The following is a 16,347-nucleotide window of genomic DNA, read 5'->3' as shown; positions in this document are numbered from 1 at the left end:
TTCGGGATCCACCTGTCCGCCTCGGGCCGTCCCCCGGGTCGTGCACATCCCAAACCCCGCGCAAGCCGAAGGCGAGGCGCGGGTGCCCCTGTGAACCTTGGGAGACGGCACCATGACCCAGCAGTCACTGAAGCCCGGAGCCACCGCCGACGACGCGGGTGAAGGAACCCGCGTCCCGGCCGGCCGGTCCTGGCTCGACCGCTACTTTCACATATCCCTGCGAGGAAGCTCGGTCGCGCGTGAGGTGCGCGGCGGCGTCACCACCTTCATGGCGATGGCGTACATCCTCCTTCTCAACCCTCTCGTCCTGTCCGGCAAGGACGCGGCGGGGGACACGCTCGGCCAGCAGGCCCTGATCACCGCGACGGCGTTCGCGGCGGCCCTCACCACGCTCCTGATGGGCTTCTTCGGCAAGGTGCCGCTCGCCCTCGCCGCGGGACTGTCCGTGTCCGGAGTCCTCTCCTCACAGGTCGCACCCCAGATGACCTGGCCGCAGGCCATGGGCATGTGCGTGATGTACGGCGTGGTGATCATGCTCCTGGTGGTCACCGGGCTACGCGAGATGATCATGAACGCGATCCCGCTGGCGCTGAAGCACGCCATCACGATGGGCATCGGTCTGTTCGTCGCCCTCATCGGCCTGGTGAAGGCGGGCTTCGTCCACCAGGGCAGGGCGACCCCGGTCTCCCTCGGCGCGACGGGCGAACTGGCCGGCTGGCCGGTGCTGCTCTTCGCCGTCACCCTGCTCGCCATCTTCATGCTCCAGGCGCGCGGCATTCCCGGCGCGATCCTGATCGGCATCGTGGGCGGCACCGTACTCGCCGTCGTCCTCAACGCGCTTGACGTCATCGACCCGAAGCAGTGGGCCAGTGGCGCACCCGAACTGCACGGCAGCGCGGTGTCGATGCCCGACTTCTCGATCTTCGGTGATGTCGAGTTCGGCGGCTGGGGCGAGGTCGGCGCGATGACGGTCGGCATGATCGTCTTCACGCTCGTCCTGGCCGGCTTCTTCGACGCGATGGCCACCATCATCGGCGTCGGCACCGAGGCCGGTCTCGCCGACGACAAGGGCCGGATGCCCGGCCTGTCCAAGGCGCTGTTCATCGACGGCGCGGGCGGGGCGATCGGCGGCGTCTCGGGCGCCTCCGGGCAGACGGTGTTCGTGGAGTCCGCGACGGGAGTGGGCGAGGGTGCCCGGACGGGCCTTTCGTCAGTCGTCACGGGCCTGTTCTTCGCGGCCTGCCTGTTCTTCACGCCGCTGACGGCGATCGTCCCCGGGGAGGTCGCCGCCGCGGCCCTGGTCGTCATCGGCGCCATGATGATGACGAACGCCCGCCATGTGGACTGGGCCGACCGCGCCACCGCGATACCGGTCTTCCTGACCGTGGTCATCATGCCGTTCACGTACTCCATCACCGCGGGTGTCGCGGCCGGAGTCATCAGTTACGTCGCCATCAAGATCGCTCAGGGCAGGGCCCGGGAGATCGGGGCGTTCATGTGGGGCCTGACGGCGATCTTCCTCGTCTTCTTCGCCCTGAACCCGATCGAGAGCTGGATGGGCGTCCACTAGGCGCTCAGCTTGAAGCGCCGGTGACGAACCTGCGAGCCGGTGGCCCCATAGGGGCGCGGGGAGCTGCGCGACCAGCCACAACGCACCCGCAGACGGCCACAACGCACCCGCAGACGGAGGGAGACCGAAAGATGCTGGACATAGCCGAAGAGCTACAGCGGTGGGTGGCGGAGGGCCGCGACTTCGCCGTGGCCACCGTCGTGGCCGTCGGCGGAAGCGCGCCAAGGCGGCCCGGCGCCGCCCTGGCCGTGGACGCCGACGGTACGGCGATCGGCTCGGTCTCCGGCGGTTGTGTGGAGGGCGCGGTCTACGAGCTGTGCCAACAGGCCCTGGTGGACGGGGAGTCGGTCCTCGAACGCTTCGGGTACAGCGACGAGGACGCCTTCGCCGTGGGCCTGACGTGCGGCGGGGTCATCGACATCCTGGTGACCCCGGTGCACGCCTCGGCGCCCGCCCGCGAGGTGTTCGCGTCGGCGCTGTCCGCGGCCGCCCGCAAAGAGGCGGCCGCGGTGGCGCGCGTCGTCTCCGGCCCGGGGGAACTGCTGGGCCGCGCCCTGCTCGTACGCCCCGACGGCTCGTACGAGGGCGGATTCGGCGCGCACCCCGCACTGGACCGCACCGTGGTGGAGGAGGCGCGGGCCTTCCTCGACGCGGGCCGCACCGGCACCCTGGAGATCGGCGAGCAGGGCTCCCGCTGTGGAGCACCGCTCACCGTGCTGGTCGAGTCCTCGGTCCCGCCACCCCGCATGATCGTCTTCGGGGCGATCGACTTCGCCTCGGCCCTGGTCCGCATCGGCAGGTTCCTCGGCTACCGCGTGACGGTCTGCGACGCGCGGCCCGTCTTCGCGACGGCGGCGCGCTTCCCGGAGGCGGACGAGATCGTCGTGGAGTGGCCGCACACGTACCTGGAGCGCACGGAGGTCGACGCCCGTACGGTCCTGTGCGTCCTGACCCACGACGCCAAGTTCGACGTGCCGCTCCTCGGGCTCGCGCTGCGGCTGCCGGTCGCGTACGTCGGTGCGATGGGCTCCCGCCGTACGCACCTCGACCGCAACGAACGTCTCCGTGAAGTCGGCGTCACCGAAAGGGAGTTGGCCCGGCTGCGGTCACCCATCGGGCTCGACCTCGGCGCGCGTACGCCCGAGGAGACCGCCCTGTCGATCGCCTCGGAGATCGTCGCGAACCGGCGGGGCGGGAGCGGGGTGCCACTCACCGGGGCGCACACGCAGATCCACCATGACGGGATCCATCACGACGGGGCCCATCACGACGGATCGTCGGGGCCGTTGTCGTCGGTGCAGGCGTGCGGCATCGGATCAGTGGTCTGAGGCCCCCCGCCCTGCCCCGCCCCGGAAGGCGTCGGGCATGTCAGGCACGGTGCGGCAGTCCGGCACGGCGTGCGGAGTGTCAGAGGTGGGTGAGGAGGCGTTCCAGCGGGCGCGGGGTGCGGTCGAGGTCCAGGCTCGCGACGAGTTCCTGCGCGTACTGGGCCTTGCGGCCGCTGTGGGTGCCCATGAAGCGGTGGAGATGCTGCTCCACGGTCCGCTCCCGTTGTGCGGGCTGGTTCTGGAAGGTGCGGAACGCGCGCAACTCGCCCTGTTCCTCAACGACTTGCTGGATGACATCGGCGCCCAGGGAACGGATCAGCTCGTCCTCCAGGTCCGCGTCGCACATGTAGAACCCCAGCGACTCCAAGCCGTCGGCCGTGAGGCCGGAGCCGATCCCGGCCCGCTCCAGCGCACGCCGGAAGAACCGCTCCTCCGCGACGTCGCACAGGCCCGCCAGCCGCACGTCGAGCCCCTGGGGCCCACAGAGATCCACGAACCTCCCGATGCTGGTCGCGCCCCCGAGCGGCACGACCGAGACCCCCTCCTCGTCGAGGTCCCGGCCGAGCCGGGCGGCCAGTGCCTCGACGGCGACCTGGTCGCTTCCCCCCTCGACGAGGACGACCGTACGCAGCCCGACGCCGGCCGCCAGCTTTCGCGCGGCCGTGCCCGCCCCCGACGCGTCCGGGCCGCCGGCCGCCCACTCGACGACTGCCTGACGGAACCGCCCCATGTCGTTCATGGGCCCAGTCTCGCAACTCCGAGCGAACTCACTCCACAGACTTTTGAGATCGTGAACCTCATGAGTCCTTTGAGCGAGCCGGTGGACCGCGTCGACGAGCAGGACCGGGTGATGGGAGTGGTCGACCGGGGGGAGGCCATCCGGCGTGGCTGGCTGCACAGGGTGGCGACGGTCGTGTGCCGTGACACCGACGGGCGGATACTCGTGCACCGCAGGCCGGAGTCCGCCTCGCGGTTCGCGGGACAGTACAGCTGGCTGCTCGGCGGAGCTGTCGAGGCCGGCGAGTCCTACGCGGACGCCGCGGTCCGCGAGCTGAGCGAGGAACTCGGCACCCGGGCCACACTCCGGTTCGCCTTCAAGTACTTCTGCCGCGGCGCGATCAGCCCGTACTGGATGGCGGTGCACGAGGCCGTCCCGGCCGGGGACTTCACCCCGGACCCGACGGAGATCGCCTGGTACGACTGGCTCCCGGAGGCGGACTTCCGGCGGGTGCTGTGGCAGTGGCCGTTCGTCCCTGACAGCCGTGAGACGTTCACGAGGTACACGCAGCTGCCGGGGGGCTCCCACGCCTCACGCTCGACTGCGGGGGGATGAGGAGGTCACGCCGGGGTTTCTTTACTGGAGGGTGTCGATCAGGACGCGCCCGCGACCGCCGGCGTCGACGCGGTCGTGGGCCTTGGCGATGTCGGCGAGAGGAACGCCAGGATCGTGAACCGGCGGGAGAAGTCGGTGATCTCGTGCTCGGCAGTTTCCCGCAGCCGCCGCGGTATGTCCTCGCGTCCCGCCGCGGTCGGGTCCAGCACGTACCGGCCGCCGCCCGCCTCTGGTGCGGGGCGCCGTTCCGCCAGGGCGGGGCCTAGGCAGGCCTCGACCCCGCCCTGGCAGAACGGCTGTGGGACGCGACCGCCGGCCTCGTCGGGACGGTCGCTCGATGAGCCACCCGAAGGCTCACGTCGAAGCCGCCGACCACGCCGAGATCTACGTACCGCACGGCTACCCGGAACCCACCGCCGACCTCGGCGAGATCCGGCTGAACCATGCCGTGGCCGGCCACCCCGACCTCTGGGGTCGCCCGGGCAGTGGCCGGGAATTCTTCTCGTTTCTGCAACTCGGGCCGGTGTTCCGGCGTCCAACTCCATGACGGACGGCCGCCGATCACCTGGGAGAGCACGTGGCGAACAAGGACCGGACGACGGACATGGCGGGGGAGAAGGACCGCGAGAAGTGGATGGCGCGTTTCCAGGTACGGCTGGCCACGCAGCCGGGAGTGGACCGGGCGGTCGTCCTTGAGGCGGTCAAGGATGTCACGGTGCATTGCGCGGAGACGGGAGAGGACCCGCAGACCGCCTTCGGCGATCCGGACGCCTACGCCGTGCAGGCCGCCGCGCGGTTGGTGCCGGCAGACCGGGCGGCGCACGCGAGGCGGCGCAACGCCGTGGTGGACAGGGTCAGTTCGGTGCTCAAGAGGGTCAGGGACGTCCCCGGTCCGTGACCGGTTGAAGCGACTTCTGCCTTGGCTCGGCGCACGGATTCTGACACAGCCACTTACCTCAGCTCAGGGACGCGCCAGCAACCCCTTCACCGCCCGCCCGAACATCCACCGACCCGCCCGCTCCAACAGCGGGTCGAAAGCCCGCGGCAGCCCCCGCACCCCCAGCTCCTCCCGCCACACCACCCGCGACCCGCCTTCCGGCGCCGGCCGCACCTCGATCTCGGCCCAGCCGACGACGAGGCGGCCGCGTTTGACGAGTCGGCACAGACCAGGGGTGCCGTCGCGGGGCGGGCGCCAGACGACGACCTCCATGCGGTCGTCGAACGCCAACCGGCCCACACCGGTCCGCGCCACGAACACGGTGCCCTCACCACGCGGCGGCAGCGTGACGACCCGGACCCGCGTCAGCGGCACCACGTCAGCATGCCGCTCCCACCCGGTGAGCCGCCGCCACGCATCGTCGGCGCTCAACGGGGTGCCCCTGCGCACAAGAAAGAGAACCACCCCGGGATCGTACGCACACGACGGGGCCAACGGCCGCCGCCGAGGCCCGGGGCGCGCGAGCCGCCACCGCCACGATGTCGGGACCGCGGACGCGGTGCCCCTCACAGGTCCGGCAGATCCCGCACCCGAACCGGCATCCCCGTCTCGAACGACTCGTTGGCCGCAAGCCCGGTGACCAGGGACTTCGCCCCGTCGACCGCGTCCGCCGCCCGGCCCAGGGGATCCGCTTCGGACCGGGGGCCGAACAGGTCCCGCAGCATGCGCACGTCCCCGCCACCGTGCCCGCCCTCGCCGCTCGCGACCTTCACCTCGCGCGGTCGCTCCCAGTGCCGGCGCAGCAGCACCTCGGTGCGGCCGGCCTCGTCGCCCACGCCGGCGCCGTGCATGACCGGGCTCGCGCCGTCGGTCCGTACCTCGGGCTGTACCTCGGTCCGTTCCTCGGTCCGTATCTCGCTCCGTACCTCGGGCCGCAGCCACGTCGACTCCTCGACGAGCAGTTCGAGCCGCCCCTCGCTCCCGTTGAACGCGACGCGGTAGCCCTCCCAGGGTGCGTACGCGGTGAGGTGGTAGGTCAGCGACGCCCCCGAGGCGTACCGCACGAGTACCGCCATGTCGTCCTCGATGGTCACGCCGGGCGCGAACACGTTCTGGTCCCGGTGGTAGCCGTCCTCTCCCTCGGCGTCGAGATACAGCGCGCTGAGCACGGACGAGTCCGCCAGGTGTACGGCGAAGGGGTCCCCCTGTGCGGAAGGGGAGCCGTGGGCGCGGGCGTAGGGCCGGGCGAGCCCGCGTCGCTCGCCGGCCTCGTCGCCGTAGAAGAACAGGCCGCCCTGTGCGAAGACCGTCTCCGGCTCGGTGCCGAGCCACCAGTTCACCAGGTCGAAGTGGTGGGTCGACTTGTGGACCATCAGGCCGCCGGAATTGGCCTTGTCCCGGTGCCAGCGCCGGAAGTAGTCCGCGCCGTGCCGAAGGTCGAGCAGCCACTCGAAGTGCACCGAGCCGACCTCGCCGATCTCACCGGCCGTGATGAGTTCGCGTACGGCCGAATGTGCCGGGTTGTAGCGGTAGTTGAACGCCACCCGCACCTCGCGGCCGGAGCGTCGCTGGGCCTCCAGGATGCGGCGGGCGTTCCCGGCGTCGGTGGTCATGGGCTTCTCGGTGACCACGTCGCAGCCCGCCTCCAGGGCGCGCACGATGTAGTCGTCGTGGGTCCGGTCGACGCTGCACACCACGACGAGATCCACCCGCTCGCGCCGCAGCATCAGGTCGAAGTCCTCGGCGGCGTACGCCGGCACGGGTTCACGGCCGGGGTGGTCGTCCGCGAGCCAGCCGTTGTGGACTGCCATCCGGTGCGCGTTGACGTCGCAGAATCCCACGAGGTCGATACGGTCCGCGTACGGTCCGGCCAGCGCTTCTGTGAACAGCCGGGCACGGGCGCCCAGGCCCACCACCGCGCAGCGGCGACGCGAACCGGAACCGGAACGGGAACCGGCGCAAGGGGCTTGTACTGACATCTGGACCATCCTTAGAGTCGGGTAGAGGGGGCAAGCGCTTTCTGACGATTGAGGTGACCCACTCATGCCCGGAAACAGGACAAGGGAGTCCTGGAAACCGAGAGTCGCGGCGGCCACGGCGGCGCTCACGCTCTGCGCGGCTCTCGCCGGCTGCTCGGGTTCCGACGGGTCGAGCAGCGCCGGCGGCAAGGTGGTCCTGCGCTACACCTGGTGGGGAAACCCGGACAGAGCGGCCAGAACGCAGCAAGCCGTCGACCTCTTCGAGAAGAAGCATCCGGGGATCGAGGTGCAGACGTCGTTCTCCGGTTACGACGCCTACAAGCAGAAGCTGGCCACCCAGGCCGCGGGCGGTGACGCCCCCGACGCCATGCAGCTCGACTACCGGATGATCGACCAGTACGCCTCCGGAGGTGTCCTGCTGGACTTCGCCGAGCAGCGCGCCACACTGGACACCGGCGAGTTCGACGCGGGTCTGCTGGCCACCGGCGAGGTGGACGGCAAGCAGTACGCGATCCCGCAGGCGCGCGGCACGGAGACCGTGGTGTACGACACCGCACAGTGGAAGAAGGCCGGGGTCGGCCCGCCGCGCGAGGGCTGGACCTGGAGCGAATGGGCCGACGCCATGCGGGAGCTGGCCGAACGGACCGGCAAACCCGGCGCAACCGACCCGGGACAGAGCGAGGACGCCTTCGAGGTCTGGCTGCGCGGCCGGGGCAAAGCCCTCTACACCGAGGACCGCCGGCTCGGCTTCACCGCCGACGACCTGACCCGCTGGTGGACCTTCACCGACAAGCTCCGCCGCGAGGGCGCCGTCTCACCGGCCGAGCAGACCACCCAGCTCGACGGCACCGTCGAGAACACCGCGCTCGGGCGTGGCAAGGCCATCTCCGACACCAACTGGGACGCACCGTCCAGCGGGTTCGTCGCACTCGTGCCGGACGGGGTCACCCTCGCGCCCATGCCGTCCGGCGAGGACGGCACACCGGGGCAGTACTTCAAGCCCGCGATGTTCATGGGAGTCGCCGCCGACACGGGGCATCCGAAGGAGTCCGTCCAGCTCGTCGACTTCATGCTGAACGACCCGGACGCCGCGAAGATCCTCGGAGCCACCCGCGGCATCCCCGTCAACGAGACGCTCCGCGAAAAGATCGCCCCCGAGCTCAAGGACTTCGACAAGACGGTCTTCGACTACCAGGCGTCCTTGGAAGGAGACCTCAACGCCCCGCCCCAGGCCCCGCCCTCGGGGGACAGCGCGCTGCAGACCACCTTCCAGCGGGACTACGACCAGGTGTCGTACGAGCGCATGTCGCCCCGCGAGGCGGCCGAGGACTACGTCACCGAGGCGAAGGCGGAGCTGAGGTCATGACCACCACCGAGATGCCCACGACCGCCCGCTCCAGGAAGCCGGCCACACCCCCGCGGCGGCCCCGCAAGCGTCAACGCGAGGGTGCCGCCTGGGTGTTCCTCTCTCCATGGGTGCTCGGCGCCGCGGTGCTGACCCTGCTCCCGATGGCCGTCTCGCTCTATCTTTCCTTCACCGACTACGACTTGTTCAACCCGCCCCAGTGGGTGGGCCTGCGCAACTACACGCAGATGTTCACCGAGGACCCGCGCTACTGGCGCTCGGTCGGCGCGACCCTCACCTACGTCGTGATCGCCGTGCCCCTCCAGCTCGCCCTCGCCCTCGTCGTCGCGCTCGCCCTCAAATCCATGCGGCGCGGCCGGGGCTTCTACCGCTCGGCCTTCTACGCGCCCTCCCTGCTCGGCGCCTCCATGTCCATCGCCCTCGTGTGGCGGGCGGTCTTCAACGACGGCGGCACGGTCGACAACCTGCTGGGCACCGGCGGCTGGGTCAACCGGCCCGGCTGGGCGCTGCTGGCCGTCGCGCTCCTCACGGTGTGGCAGTTCGGTGCCCCGATGGTCATCTTCCTCGCCGGACTCCAGCAGATTCCCACGGAGCTGTACGAGGCGGCGTCCGTGGACGGGGCGAGCCGGTGGCGGCAGTTCCTGTCCATCACCGTGCCCATGCTCTCGCCTGTGATCTTCTTCAACCTGGTGCTCCAGACCATCCAGGCGTTCCAGGTCTTCACTCCCGCGTTCGCGGTGAGCGGCGGCAAGGGCGGGCCCGCCGACTCGACGCTCTTCTACACCCTCTACCTCTACGACCGCGGCTTCGTCGCCTCGCACATGGGCTACGCCTCCGCGATGGCCTGGGTGCTGCTCCTCGTCATCGGCGCCGTCACCGCGGTGCTGTTCCGGACTTCACGCAACTGGGTCTTCTACGCGTCCGAGGGGGACCGATGACCACCTCGACCACCACCTCGACCTCGACCGACTCAACCGCCGTCGTACGCAAGCCGGTTGCCTGGCGCCGCGTCGCTCTGCACCTCGGCGCTCTCGCCGCGCTCCTTGTGATGCTGTACCCGCTGGCCTGGCTGCTCGCGACCTCGCTCAAGCCCGCCGACGAGGTGATCGCCAGCCTCGACCTGCTGCCCAGTAGCCTGGAGTGGTCCAACTACTCGACCGCACTCGACGGAGTGAACGACGTCTCCGTGTGGCGGCTGCTCAGCAACTCGCTGCTCATCGCGGGCGGCGCGGTCGTCGGCAACGTACTCAGCTGCTCCCTGGCCGCGTACGCCTTTGCCCGCCTGCGGTTCCGTTTCCGTGGGCCGCTCTTCGCCTTCATGATCGCGACGATCATGCTGCCGCACCATGCCGTGCTGATCCCGCAGTACATCATCTTCAACCAGCTCGGCATGGTGAACACCTACTGGCCGCTGATCCTGCCCAAGTTCCTTGCCACGGAGGCGTTCTTCGTCTTCCTCATTGTGCAGTTCATGCGGGGTCTGCCGCGTGAACTGGAGGAGGCTGCCCGGATCGACGGCTGTGGGCCGTTCCGCAGCTTCTTCCTCGTCATCCTGCCGCTCACCCGGCCCGCGCTGATCACCACGGCGATCTTCACCTTCATCTGGACCTGGAACGACTTCTTCACCCAGCTGATCTATCTCTTCTCCCCGGAGAAGTTCACGCTCACGCTGGCCCTGCGGTCGTTCGTGGACGCGTCGAGCACCTCGGCCTTCGGTCCGATGTTCGCGATGTCGGTGATCGCGCTGCTGCCGATCGTGCTGTTCTTCCTCGCCTTCCAGCGGTTCCTGGTCGAGGGCATGGCGAACTCCGGGATCAAGGGATGAACGGCGATCGAGGGCTGAACGGCGATCGAGGGATGAACGGCGGACAGGCCCGCGAGGCGGGCGAGATCTTCGGGCCGCGCATGACGCTGTTCGCGGACGTGCTGAGCGTGGGCGTGTGCACAGCGTTCGCGTCCCTGCCGATCGTCACCCTGCCGGCGGCGCTGTCCACCGCGTGCGCGGTCCTGCGTGGCGCCCGCGAGGACCAACCGGTCACGGCGACCCGGTACTTGGCGGTCCTGCGGCGCAGGCTGCGCCTCGGCGACCTCGCGGCCGGAGCACTGTCCCTGACCGGCGCCCTGCTGCTCTGGGCGGACCTGGCCCTGGCCCGTACCGGACTGCCCGGCGCCCCGCTGTTCGCGGTCGTCGCGGCGGCCATCGGCGGGTACGCGGCTGTCGTCGGCCTGCGCGCCTGCGGGCGCCCGGAGTCGCTCACCGACTGGCGGACGGCGGTGGCCGGCGCCGCCCGGGACTCCGTCGGGGACGCGGGCGGCAGCGGACTCGTCCTGCTCGCCCTCGCGGCGGCCGTGCTGTGCGCGTGGATGATGCTGCCGCTGGCCTTCCTGGCGCCGGGGCCCCTGGCGTTGGCACTGACGGCGGTGGACGTACGGATGCCGACGCGTACGGACGCCCCCGAGGGGCCCGCGGTCCGGTCGGGAGGGGGCGGCCGCTGGTCCGGGCGCAGTTGAGGCTCTGAGACTGTGAGGTTTCGAGGTTCTGGGCCGGTTGTGTGTGCCGTGTGTTCTGGATCACGTGTTCCGAGGTGAGCGTGGGACGGGGGTGATTCCCGTACCTCACCACGACATGCGTGCCCGAATGCGAGGATGAGGCCCGTCATGACTGTTGGGTGGGGTGTTCGCGCAGTTCGGGCCGCGATGTTCGCGGTCGTCTGTGTGCTGCTCGCCGCCCTCGGCCACGTGATGATGTCCGGTTCTCCGGCGGCCTGGTGGACGATGGCCGCCGGGGCCGTGGTGACGGGTGGCGTGGGCTGGTGCCTGGCCGGCCGGGAACGCGGCCTTCCCCTGATCGTGTCGGTGGTGGTCGTAGCCCAGGGCCTGCTCCACTCGGCGTTCACGCTCGCGGGGTCGGGGATGGGGCTGGGGCCGGTGGCTTCGGGCCGGGGCCGGGGCGCGGGGGCTGACCTCGGCACGGGCTCGGGCGCGGCGCACACGCATTCCATGGACGCCGTGGACACCACGGACGCCATGAACGCCATGGGTGTGGGGCACATAGCTTCCGGACACGTACCTTCCGGGCACATGGGTGCCGGACCTGTGAGTTCGGGTCAGATGGGTCACCCGGTGCACGACATGGACGGAACGTCCTCACTCGGCATGCTCGCCGCCCACCTCGTGGCCGCACTGCTGTGCGGTCTGTGGCTGGCATACGGCGAGCGCGCTGCGTTCCGCATCCTGCGCGCGGCTGCCGCACGGCTGGTCGCACCCCTGCGGTTGCTGCTCGCGCTGCCGACGCCTCCGCACCGCCCGCGCCTCCACGTTCGCCGCGGTTCCTCCGACCGGTCGCCGCGGCGCATCCTTCTCGTCCACGCCATCACTTCTCGGGGTCCGCCCGTGGGGACCGCTGCCATCTGAGACAGCCGGATCCCCGAGGTGCCGCCATGCGCGCCTCGGGCGTCGGCCGTACCTCCGCGTACGGCCGTATCCCCTCGCCGGACCGATGCGCGTGCGCGCCACCGGCCCGGAGCACGGATGACCCGAGAAGGACACCTGGTGATCACTCCTGCCCCGCCCGTCTCACGCGACGGAAGCGACGGAAGCAGCAGAAACGACGGAAACGACGGAAACGACGGAAGTGATCAGGGGACAGCGGGCCGCTCAAGCCAGCCGAGCCGCTCAAGCCGCTCAAGCCGTTCCAGCCGCCCGAGCGACACGGCGGCATCCGTCGACGAGTCGATAACCGCCTGGGCGCTGGCCGCCCGGAGCGGCGACCCCGACGCCGTCGACCGTTTCGTGCGTGCCCTGCACCGTGACGTCGTGCGCTATGTGGCGCACCTGTCCGCCGACCCCCAGGCCGCCGATGACCTGGCCCAGGACACGTTCCTGCGGGCGCTCGGCAGCCTGCACCGGTTCGAGGGCCGCTGCTCGGCCCGTACGTGGTTGCTGGCCATCGCGCGTCGCGCGGTGGTCGACAGCCTCCGGTACACCGCCACCCGGCCGCGCCTGTCCGATGCACCGGACTGGCGACTGGCGGTCGAACGGGCCCAGCCGCGCGGCCTGCCCGGTTTCGACGACGGGGTCGCTCTCCTGGACCTGCTGGCCGCGCTGCCCGACGAGCGCCGGGAGGCGTTCGTCCTCACCCAGATGATGGGGCTGCCCTATGCGGAGGCGGCCGAGCTGAGCGGCTGCCCGGTGGGAACGGTCCGCTCCAGGGTGGCCCGGGCCCGGGCCACCCTCATCGGCCTGCTCGGCGAGACCGAGGCACCTGCCGCCCTGGCCGCCTGATGGTGACGGAGGAGGTCCAGCAGACAGTACCGCTGCACCACGAGGAGGTGCGTATCGAGCGGGAGCCGATCATGGACGCGAACCGGGGCGACGCCAGGTCCGGCCCGGAGTCCCGTCGCGCAGACCGAGGCGGTCCCTGTGGAAGGCGCGAACCACCGCGAGTTCCGCGCGCCGACTTGGTCCGGCCTGGTCCGGCTGGGTGAAGGCGCGCCGCCAGGAGGGTCACCAACCGGTCAGCAGCAGGTGGTTGAGGAGCAGCGCGAGTACGGCCTGCGCTGTGAGCCAGGCGCGTGGCCGCGGGAGGAACGCGCCCACCGCGAGCAGCCAGAAGGCGAAGGGCAGCCAGATCCGCTCGGTCTCCGCCTTGCTCATCCCGGACAGGGCGGCGACCAGGAGTGCGAGAAGCGCCGCGAGCACGAGCAGGGCCAGGCGGAATTCGGCAGAGCGCCGGGAAAGGTCCTGGACGCCCTGGACGCCCTGGACGCCCCGGACGCCCCGGAAGCCCCGGACGTTCCGAACGGGGCGGACGTCCGGAACGGGGCGGAGTGGTTCGCGCTCCCGGGCGAGGACGGTGGCGCCCCGCCGCAGACCCGCCACCGTGGCCGGGCCGACCACCAGCACCGTACAGGCGAGGTTCGCCCACACCCAGTAGCCGTACGGTCTGAAGCCGCCCGCTCCCTGGTGGTAGCGCTCGACCAGCAGGTGGTACGCCTCCCACCAGTAGAAGCCGCCGAGCGTGAACGCCAGCGGTACGACGGCTGCTCCGGCGAGCAGGAAGGGCAGTGCTCGGAGCCGCTTGCGCCCCAGCACCAGCACCCCCGCACCGATCAACGCGAAGAGCGTGAGTCCGTACGAGAGGTAGCAGGTCAGGCCGAACAGCAGGCCCGCCCCGCATGCGGTGGTCCGCGACCGGTGTGCCGTGCGTACCGTCACCGCGAGGGCGAGCAGGGCCATGGACCATGCGGCGACGGCGGTGAAGTATCCGTCGGCCGACGTTCCCATCCACACCGCGGCCGGGGCGAGCACCAGGAAGGGTGCCGCCCGGCGGGCGAGGGTCTCGTCGGCCAGGGCCCGTACGGTGACGAGGACGGCGGCCGCCGTGGTCGCCCCGACGGCGATGCACCACACGCCGGCCCACCCGCCGCCGCCCAGGCCGATCCGGTCGAGGAGGACGAAGGTGAGGGTGGCACCCGGGGGGTGTCCGGAGACGTGCGCGGGCCAGGGCTCCGGTGAGCCGAGCAGGATGTGGTGGGTGAAGTCCCGCAGGGTGGCGGGAACGTCGTGGAAACGGTCGATGACCTGGAGGTACTCGTACCGGGTCGTCAGTCGGCGGGCGATGCCGCGGTGCCAGCCGTCGACGAGGGCGAGGGAGAAGGCCCAGGCTGTGGCTGTCGCCCATGAGGTGAGCAGCAGGTAGCGCCAGGGCAGCCGGGCGGCGAGGGCCGGGCCGTAGGCCACGACGGCCACCGCCACGGCGAGCGCGGCCGGGGTGCCCGGGCCGACGTGGGGCAGCCAATTGGCGTACAGGGGTGGCAAGCCCACGTGGAGGGTGTCCCTCGACCGTTTAATGGCGGCGCCGACCAGCGCGGCCGTCACGACGAGCAGTGCGGCGGTCACGACGGCGGACAGATCGCGGCGAAGATCACGGTTCACGCAGGGAAGGCTAGGCCGGACCGCGGTGACCTGGCCGTTGCCGGGGGCGGACGTCAGCGTTTCGTCATAGGTCGCCGAGGGGATCGGCCACCAGGGACTGCGGGACCGCATCCTCGACGAACGGCTGGGCAGTGCTCCATGGCCCGGTCGGTTGGTGAACGCCGGATTGCCGGCCTTGCCGATCGGGGCCGAGATACGGACCACGCCGTCCTGGCCGCCGCTCGCTGTCCGGACCGTGCCGGTTGAACACCTCGCTGACGACCTGCCCACGACAGGGATCGCACAGCTGCCCCCCGTCACCGCCGCGTCGGCGCCCACAGCTCGACCACGCCGCTGAACCGGGCGGCAGCGAACCCGGACGCGCCGTCACCGAACCGCACGCCGACCATCTCGATGCCGTTGACCTGTTCCCCGGTTGCCCCAGTGAGTCGGCAGTCACGACGTTCATGCGGCTGCGGAACTTCGCCGGAGGCCCCCCTGGGGGCGCGCAGAAGCCGTGCAGTGCGTTATGCGACCCGCGGAAGGGGGAACCCGTGGAGCGTCCACCAGGGCCTACAGACCAGGGCCCACGGATCGCAGCCGAGGACAGGAGTAAAGCGATGCCTGCAGGATCGACCAGAAAGCGGGAACGACAGTACGAGCACATCAAGGAGGGCGCCGAGGAACGCGGCGAGTCGACGGGCCGGGCGAAAGAGATCGCGTCCCGCACGGTGAACAAGGAGCGCGCCCGCGCCGGCGAGGCGAAGAGTGCCAGCAAGACCTCCACTCGTGACCCGAAGTCTGCCTCGCAGCGTGGCGGGCAGCGTTCACACAGCGGCTCCCAGGGGCCCACGAAGGATCAGCTCTACGAGGAGGCGAAGAAGCGCAACATCGACGGCCGCTCCTCCATGAACAAGCAACAACTGCAAAAGGCACTCGGCCGCTGATATCGGTGCCGGATCCGCGACTGTCCGGTGGCGCCGCAACCGGCGCGGCGGGAGACCGAACGCGGCGGCACGGGCACATCGCACGCCTTGGGCTTATCCCCTGATGGCTGGAAACGCCCTCTTGGCACCGTCTCTGGAGGCTTCCACACTGCCCACCGGATTCGTTTGAGGGGGAGGCAACGCGATGCCGAAGGGGAAGGGGCGCCGCGTCACCAAGGCGCGGCGGCAACGAGAATTACGGCAACGGCAACGCGCGTTCCTGGCTGTAGCCGGACTGGCGGCGACGCTCTTCATCCTGTGGCAGTCGCTGTGGCTCCTGCTCGGAGTCACAGCAATAGGAGCCGTGGGCGTCACAGCATGGCTCTTGTGGAGGAGGCACCAAAGGGAGCGTGTCGGCGACCGCGCTTGGCGCGAACAGGACCGGCGCATGGAGCTGGAACGTTCCATGGCCGCCATCGACGCCATGACCTGGCAGGACTTCGAACACTACGTGGCGGAGCTGTGCCGTCGCGACGGGTGCACAGAGGTCTCGGTGGTCGGCGGCTCCGGAGACCTGGCCGCCGACGTCGTCGGCCGTATGTCCGACGGGCGGCGCCTCGTCATACAGGTCAAGCACTACGCATCCCATCGCACAGTTCCCAGCGGCGACATGCAGAAGTTCGTCGGCATGGCCTTCAACGAGCACCACGCGGACGTCGCTGTGTTCGTAGCCACCTGCGAGTACGGCAAAGCAGCACGTGAACTGGCTCTGAAACACAACATTGTTGCCCTGAACCGAAACCTGTTCGGCTCCTGGAACAGCGGAGCTCCCCTGGGATCGCTACTGTCCCTGAGCGGGGCCGGCGGCGGGATGCCGCGTCGTCGGGGCCCGGTACGGAAGCGCAACGATGAGGCTTCCCGGGTTCGATCGACGACGGACAGACGAGCACGCGAAGCTCCGTAAGTTGTTGGGTGGCCCGGGAATTGTTGGG

General features: G+C 70.4%; 18 protein-coding genes and 1 pseudogene. 14 read left to right on the top strand and 5 right to left on the bottom strand.

Going from position 1 to position 16,347, the window contains the following annotated elements; translation table 11 throughout:
• The first annotated feature begins 112 nt into the window (after positions 1–112).
• The gene (locus tag AB0D14_RS24990; protein WP_362782778.1) at positions 113–1,570 is read left to right on the top strand and encodes an NCS2 family permease; all 1,458 of its coding nucleotides are present in this window, start codon (positions 113–115) and stop codon (positions 1,568–1,570) included.
• Positions 1,571–1,701: 131 nt separating this feature from the next.
• A complete protein-coding gene (locus AB0D14_RS24985; RefSeq protein WP_362782776.1) occupies positions 1,702–2,898 on the top strand; it encodes an XdhC/CoxI family protein in 1,197 nt (398 codons plus the stop codon).
• Positions 2,899–2,977: 79 nt separating this feature from the next.
• Here AB0D14_RS24985 and AB0D14_RS24980 read toward each other — a convergent pair whose 3' ends face one another.
• Entirely contained in the window at positions 2,978–3,637 is a 660-nt protein-coding gene (locus tag AB0D14_RS24980; protein WP_362782774.1) for an ATP-dependent endonuclease, read from the bottom strand.
• Between the two features lie 69 nt (positions 3,638–3,706).
• On the opposite strand from AB0D14_RS24980, the gene AB0D14_RS24975 reads away from it, so the two are divergent.
• Complete coding sequence (locus AB0D14_RS24975) at positions 3,707–4,231, top strand: NUDIX domain-containing protein (RefSeq protein WP_362782998.1); 525 nt, start codon at positions 3,707–3,709, stop codon at positions 4,229–4,231.
• A gap of 38 nt (positions 4,232–4,269) precedes the next feature.
• Here the strand turns inward: AB0D14_RS24975 and AB0D14_RS24970 are convergent, their stop codons facing one another.
• Positions 4,270–4,440 (bottom strand): hypothetical protein, encoded by a 171-nt coding sequence (locus tag AB0D14_RS24970; RefSeq protein ID WP_362782771.1) that lies wholly within the window; start codon positions 4,438–4,440, stop codon positions 4,270–4,272.
• Positions 4,441–4,568: 128 nt separating this feature from the next.
• Between AB0D14_RS24970 and AB0D14_RS24965 the strand changes: the two genes are divergently transcribed.
• The gene (locus tag AB0D14_RS24965) at positions 4,569–4,778 is read left to right on the top strand and encodes a hypothetical protein (RefSeq protein ID WP_362782769.1); all 210 of its coding nucleotides are present in this window, start codon (positions 4,569–4,571) and stop codon (positions 4,776–4,778) included.
• A 30-nt stretch (positions 4,779–4,808) separates the two neighbouring features.
• Positions 4,809–5,129 (top strand): hypothetical protein, encoded by a 321-nt coding sequence (locus AB0D14_RS24960; RefSeq protein ID WP_362782766.1) that lies wholly within the window; start codon positions 4,809–4,811, stop codon positions 5,127–5,129.
• 63 nt (positions 5,130–5,192) lie between these two features.
• Here AB0D14_RS24960 and AB0D14_RS24955 read toward each other — a convergent pair whose 3' ends face one another.
• Together AB0D14_RS24955 and AB0D14_RS24950 are read right to left on the bottom strand one after the other, a co-directional pair.
• Positions 5,193–5,633, bottom strand: a complete 441-nt coding sequence (locus AB0D14_RS24955; RefSeq protein ID WP_362782764.1) for an SRPBCC family protein — start codon at positions 5,631–5,633, stop codon at positions 5,193–5,195.
• A gap of 101 nt (positions 5,634–5,734) precedes the next feature.
• Positions 5,735–7,147: a Gfo/Idh/MocA family oxidoreductase gene (locus tag AB0D14_RS24950; protein ID WP_362782761.1), complete on the bottom strand. Its 1,413-nt coding sequence runs from the start codon at positions 7,145–7,147 to the stop codon at positions 5,735–5,737.
• Between the two features lie 64 nt (positions 7,148–7,211).
• On the opposite strand from AB0D14_RS24950, the gene AB0D14_RS24945 reads away from it, so the two are divergent.
• The 7 genes and pseudogenes from AB0D14_RS24945 to AB0D14_RS24915 all read left to right on the top strand — a co-directional run.
• Positions 7,212–8,513 carry an ABC transporter substrate-binding protein gene (locus tag AB0D14_RS24945; RefSeq protein WP_362782758.1) on the top strand — a complete coding sequence of 434 codons (1,302 nt, stop codon included), beginning with the start codon at positions 7,212–7,214 and terminating at the stop codon, positions 8,511–8,513.
• Positions 8,510–9,451, top strand: coding sequence for a sugar ABC transporter permease (locus tag AB0D14_RS24940; protein ID WP_362782756.1), 942 nt, complete (start codon positions 8,510–8,512; stop codon positions 9,449–9,451). The genes AB0D14_RS24945 and AB0D14_RS24940 overlap by 4 nt, the downstream gene beginning before the upstream one ends.
• Entirely contained in the window at positions 9,448–10,338 is an 891-nt protein-coding gene (locus AB0D14_RS24935) for a carbohydrate ABC transporter permease (protein WP_362782753.1), read from the top strand. The genes AB0D14_RS24940 and AB0D14_RS24935 overlap by 4 nt, the downstream gene beginning before the upstream one ends.
• A 32-nt stretch (positions 10,339–10,370) precedes the next feature.
• Positions 10,371–11,024: a hypothetical protein gene (locus AB0D14_RS24930; protein ID WP_362782995.1), complete on the top strand. Its 654-nt coding sequence runs from the start codon at positions 10,371–10,373 to the stop codon at positions 11,022–11,024.
• 147 nt (positions 11,025–11,171) lie between these two features.
• Positions 11,172–11,927, top strand: a complete 756-nt coding sequence (locus tag AB0D14_RS24925) for a hypothetical protein (protein WP_362782750.1) — start codon at positions 11,172–11,174, stop codon at positions 11,925–11,927.
• Between the two features lie 117 nt (positions 11,928–12,044).
• On the top strand, positions 12,045–12,797 hold the full coding sequence (locus AB0D14_RS24920; protein ID WP_362782748.1) for a sigma-70 family RNA polymerase sigma factor: 753 nt from the start codon (positions 12,045–12,047) through the stop codon (positions 12,795–12,797).
• A pseudogene (locus AB0D14_RS24915) lies at positions 12,791–12,907 on the top strand (DUF2382 domain-containing protein); the annotation flags it as partial. The gene AB0D14_RS24920 and the pseudogene AB0D14_RS24915, both read left to right, overlap by 7 nt.
• A gap of 112 nt (positions 12,908–13,019) precedes the next feature.
• Here the strand turns inward: AB0D14_RS24915 and AB0D14_RS24910 are convergent.
• Positions 13,020–14,450, bottom strand: coding sequence for a hypothetical protein (locus AB0D14_RS24910; RefSeq protein ID WP_362782745.1), 1,431 nt, complete (start codon positions 14,448–14,450; stop codon positions 13,020–13,022).
• Between the two features lie 599 nt (positions 14,451–15,049).
• On the opposite strand from AB0D14_RS24910, the gene AB0D14_RS24905 reads away from it, so the two are divergent.
• Positions 15,050–15,376: a plasmid stabilization protein gene (locus AB0D14_RS24905; protein ID WP_362782743.1), complete on the top strand. Its 327-nt coding sequence runs from the start codon at positions 15,050–15,052 to the stop codon at positions 15,374–15,376.
• A 445-nt stretch (positions 15,377–15,821) separates the two neighbouring features.
• Entirely contained in the window at positions 15,822–16,319 is a 498-nt protein-coding gene (locus AB0D14_RS24900) for a restriction endonuclease (RefSeq protein WP_362782740.1), read from the top strand.
• Positions 16,320–16,347: the final 28 nt, after the last annotated feature.

The organism is Streptomyces sp. NPDC048484 (assembly GCF_040651415.1).
Lineage (GTDB): Bacteria > Actinomycetota > Actinomycetes > Streptomycetales > Streptomycetaceae > Streptomyces.
The sequence above is the reverse complement of the archived record's forward strand: the minus strand, read 5'-3'. Positions and strand labels throughout refer to the sequence as shown.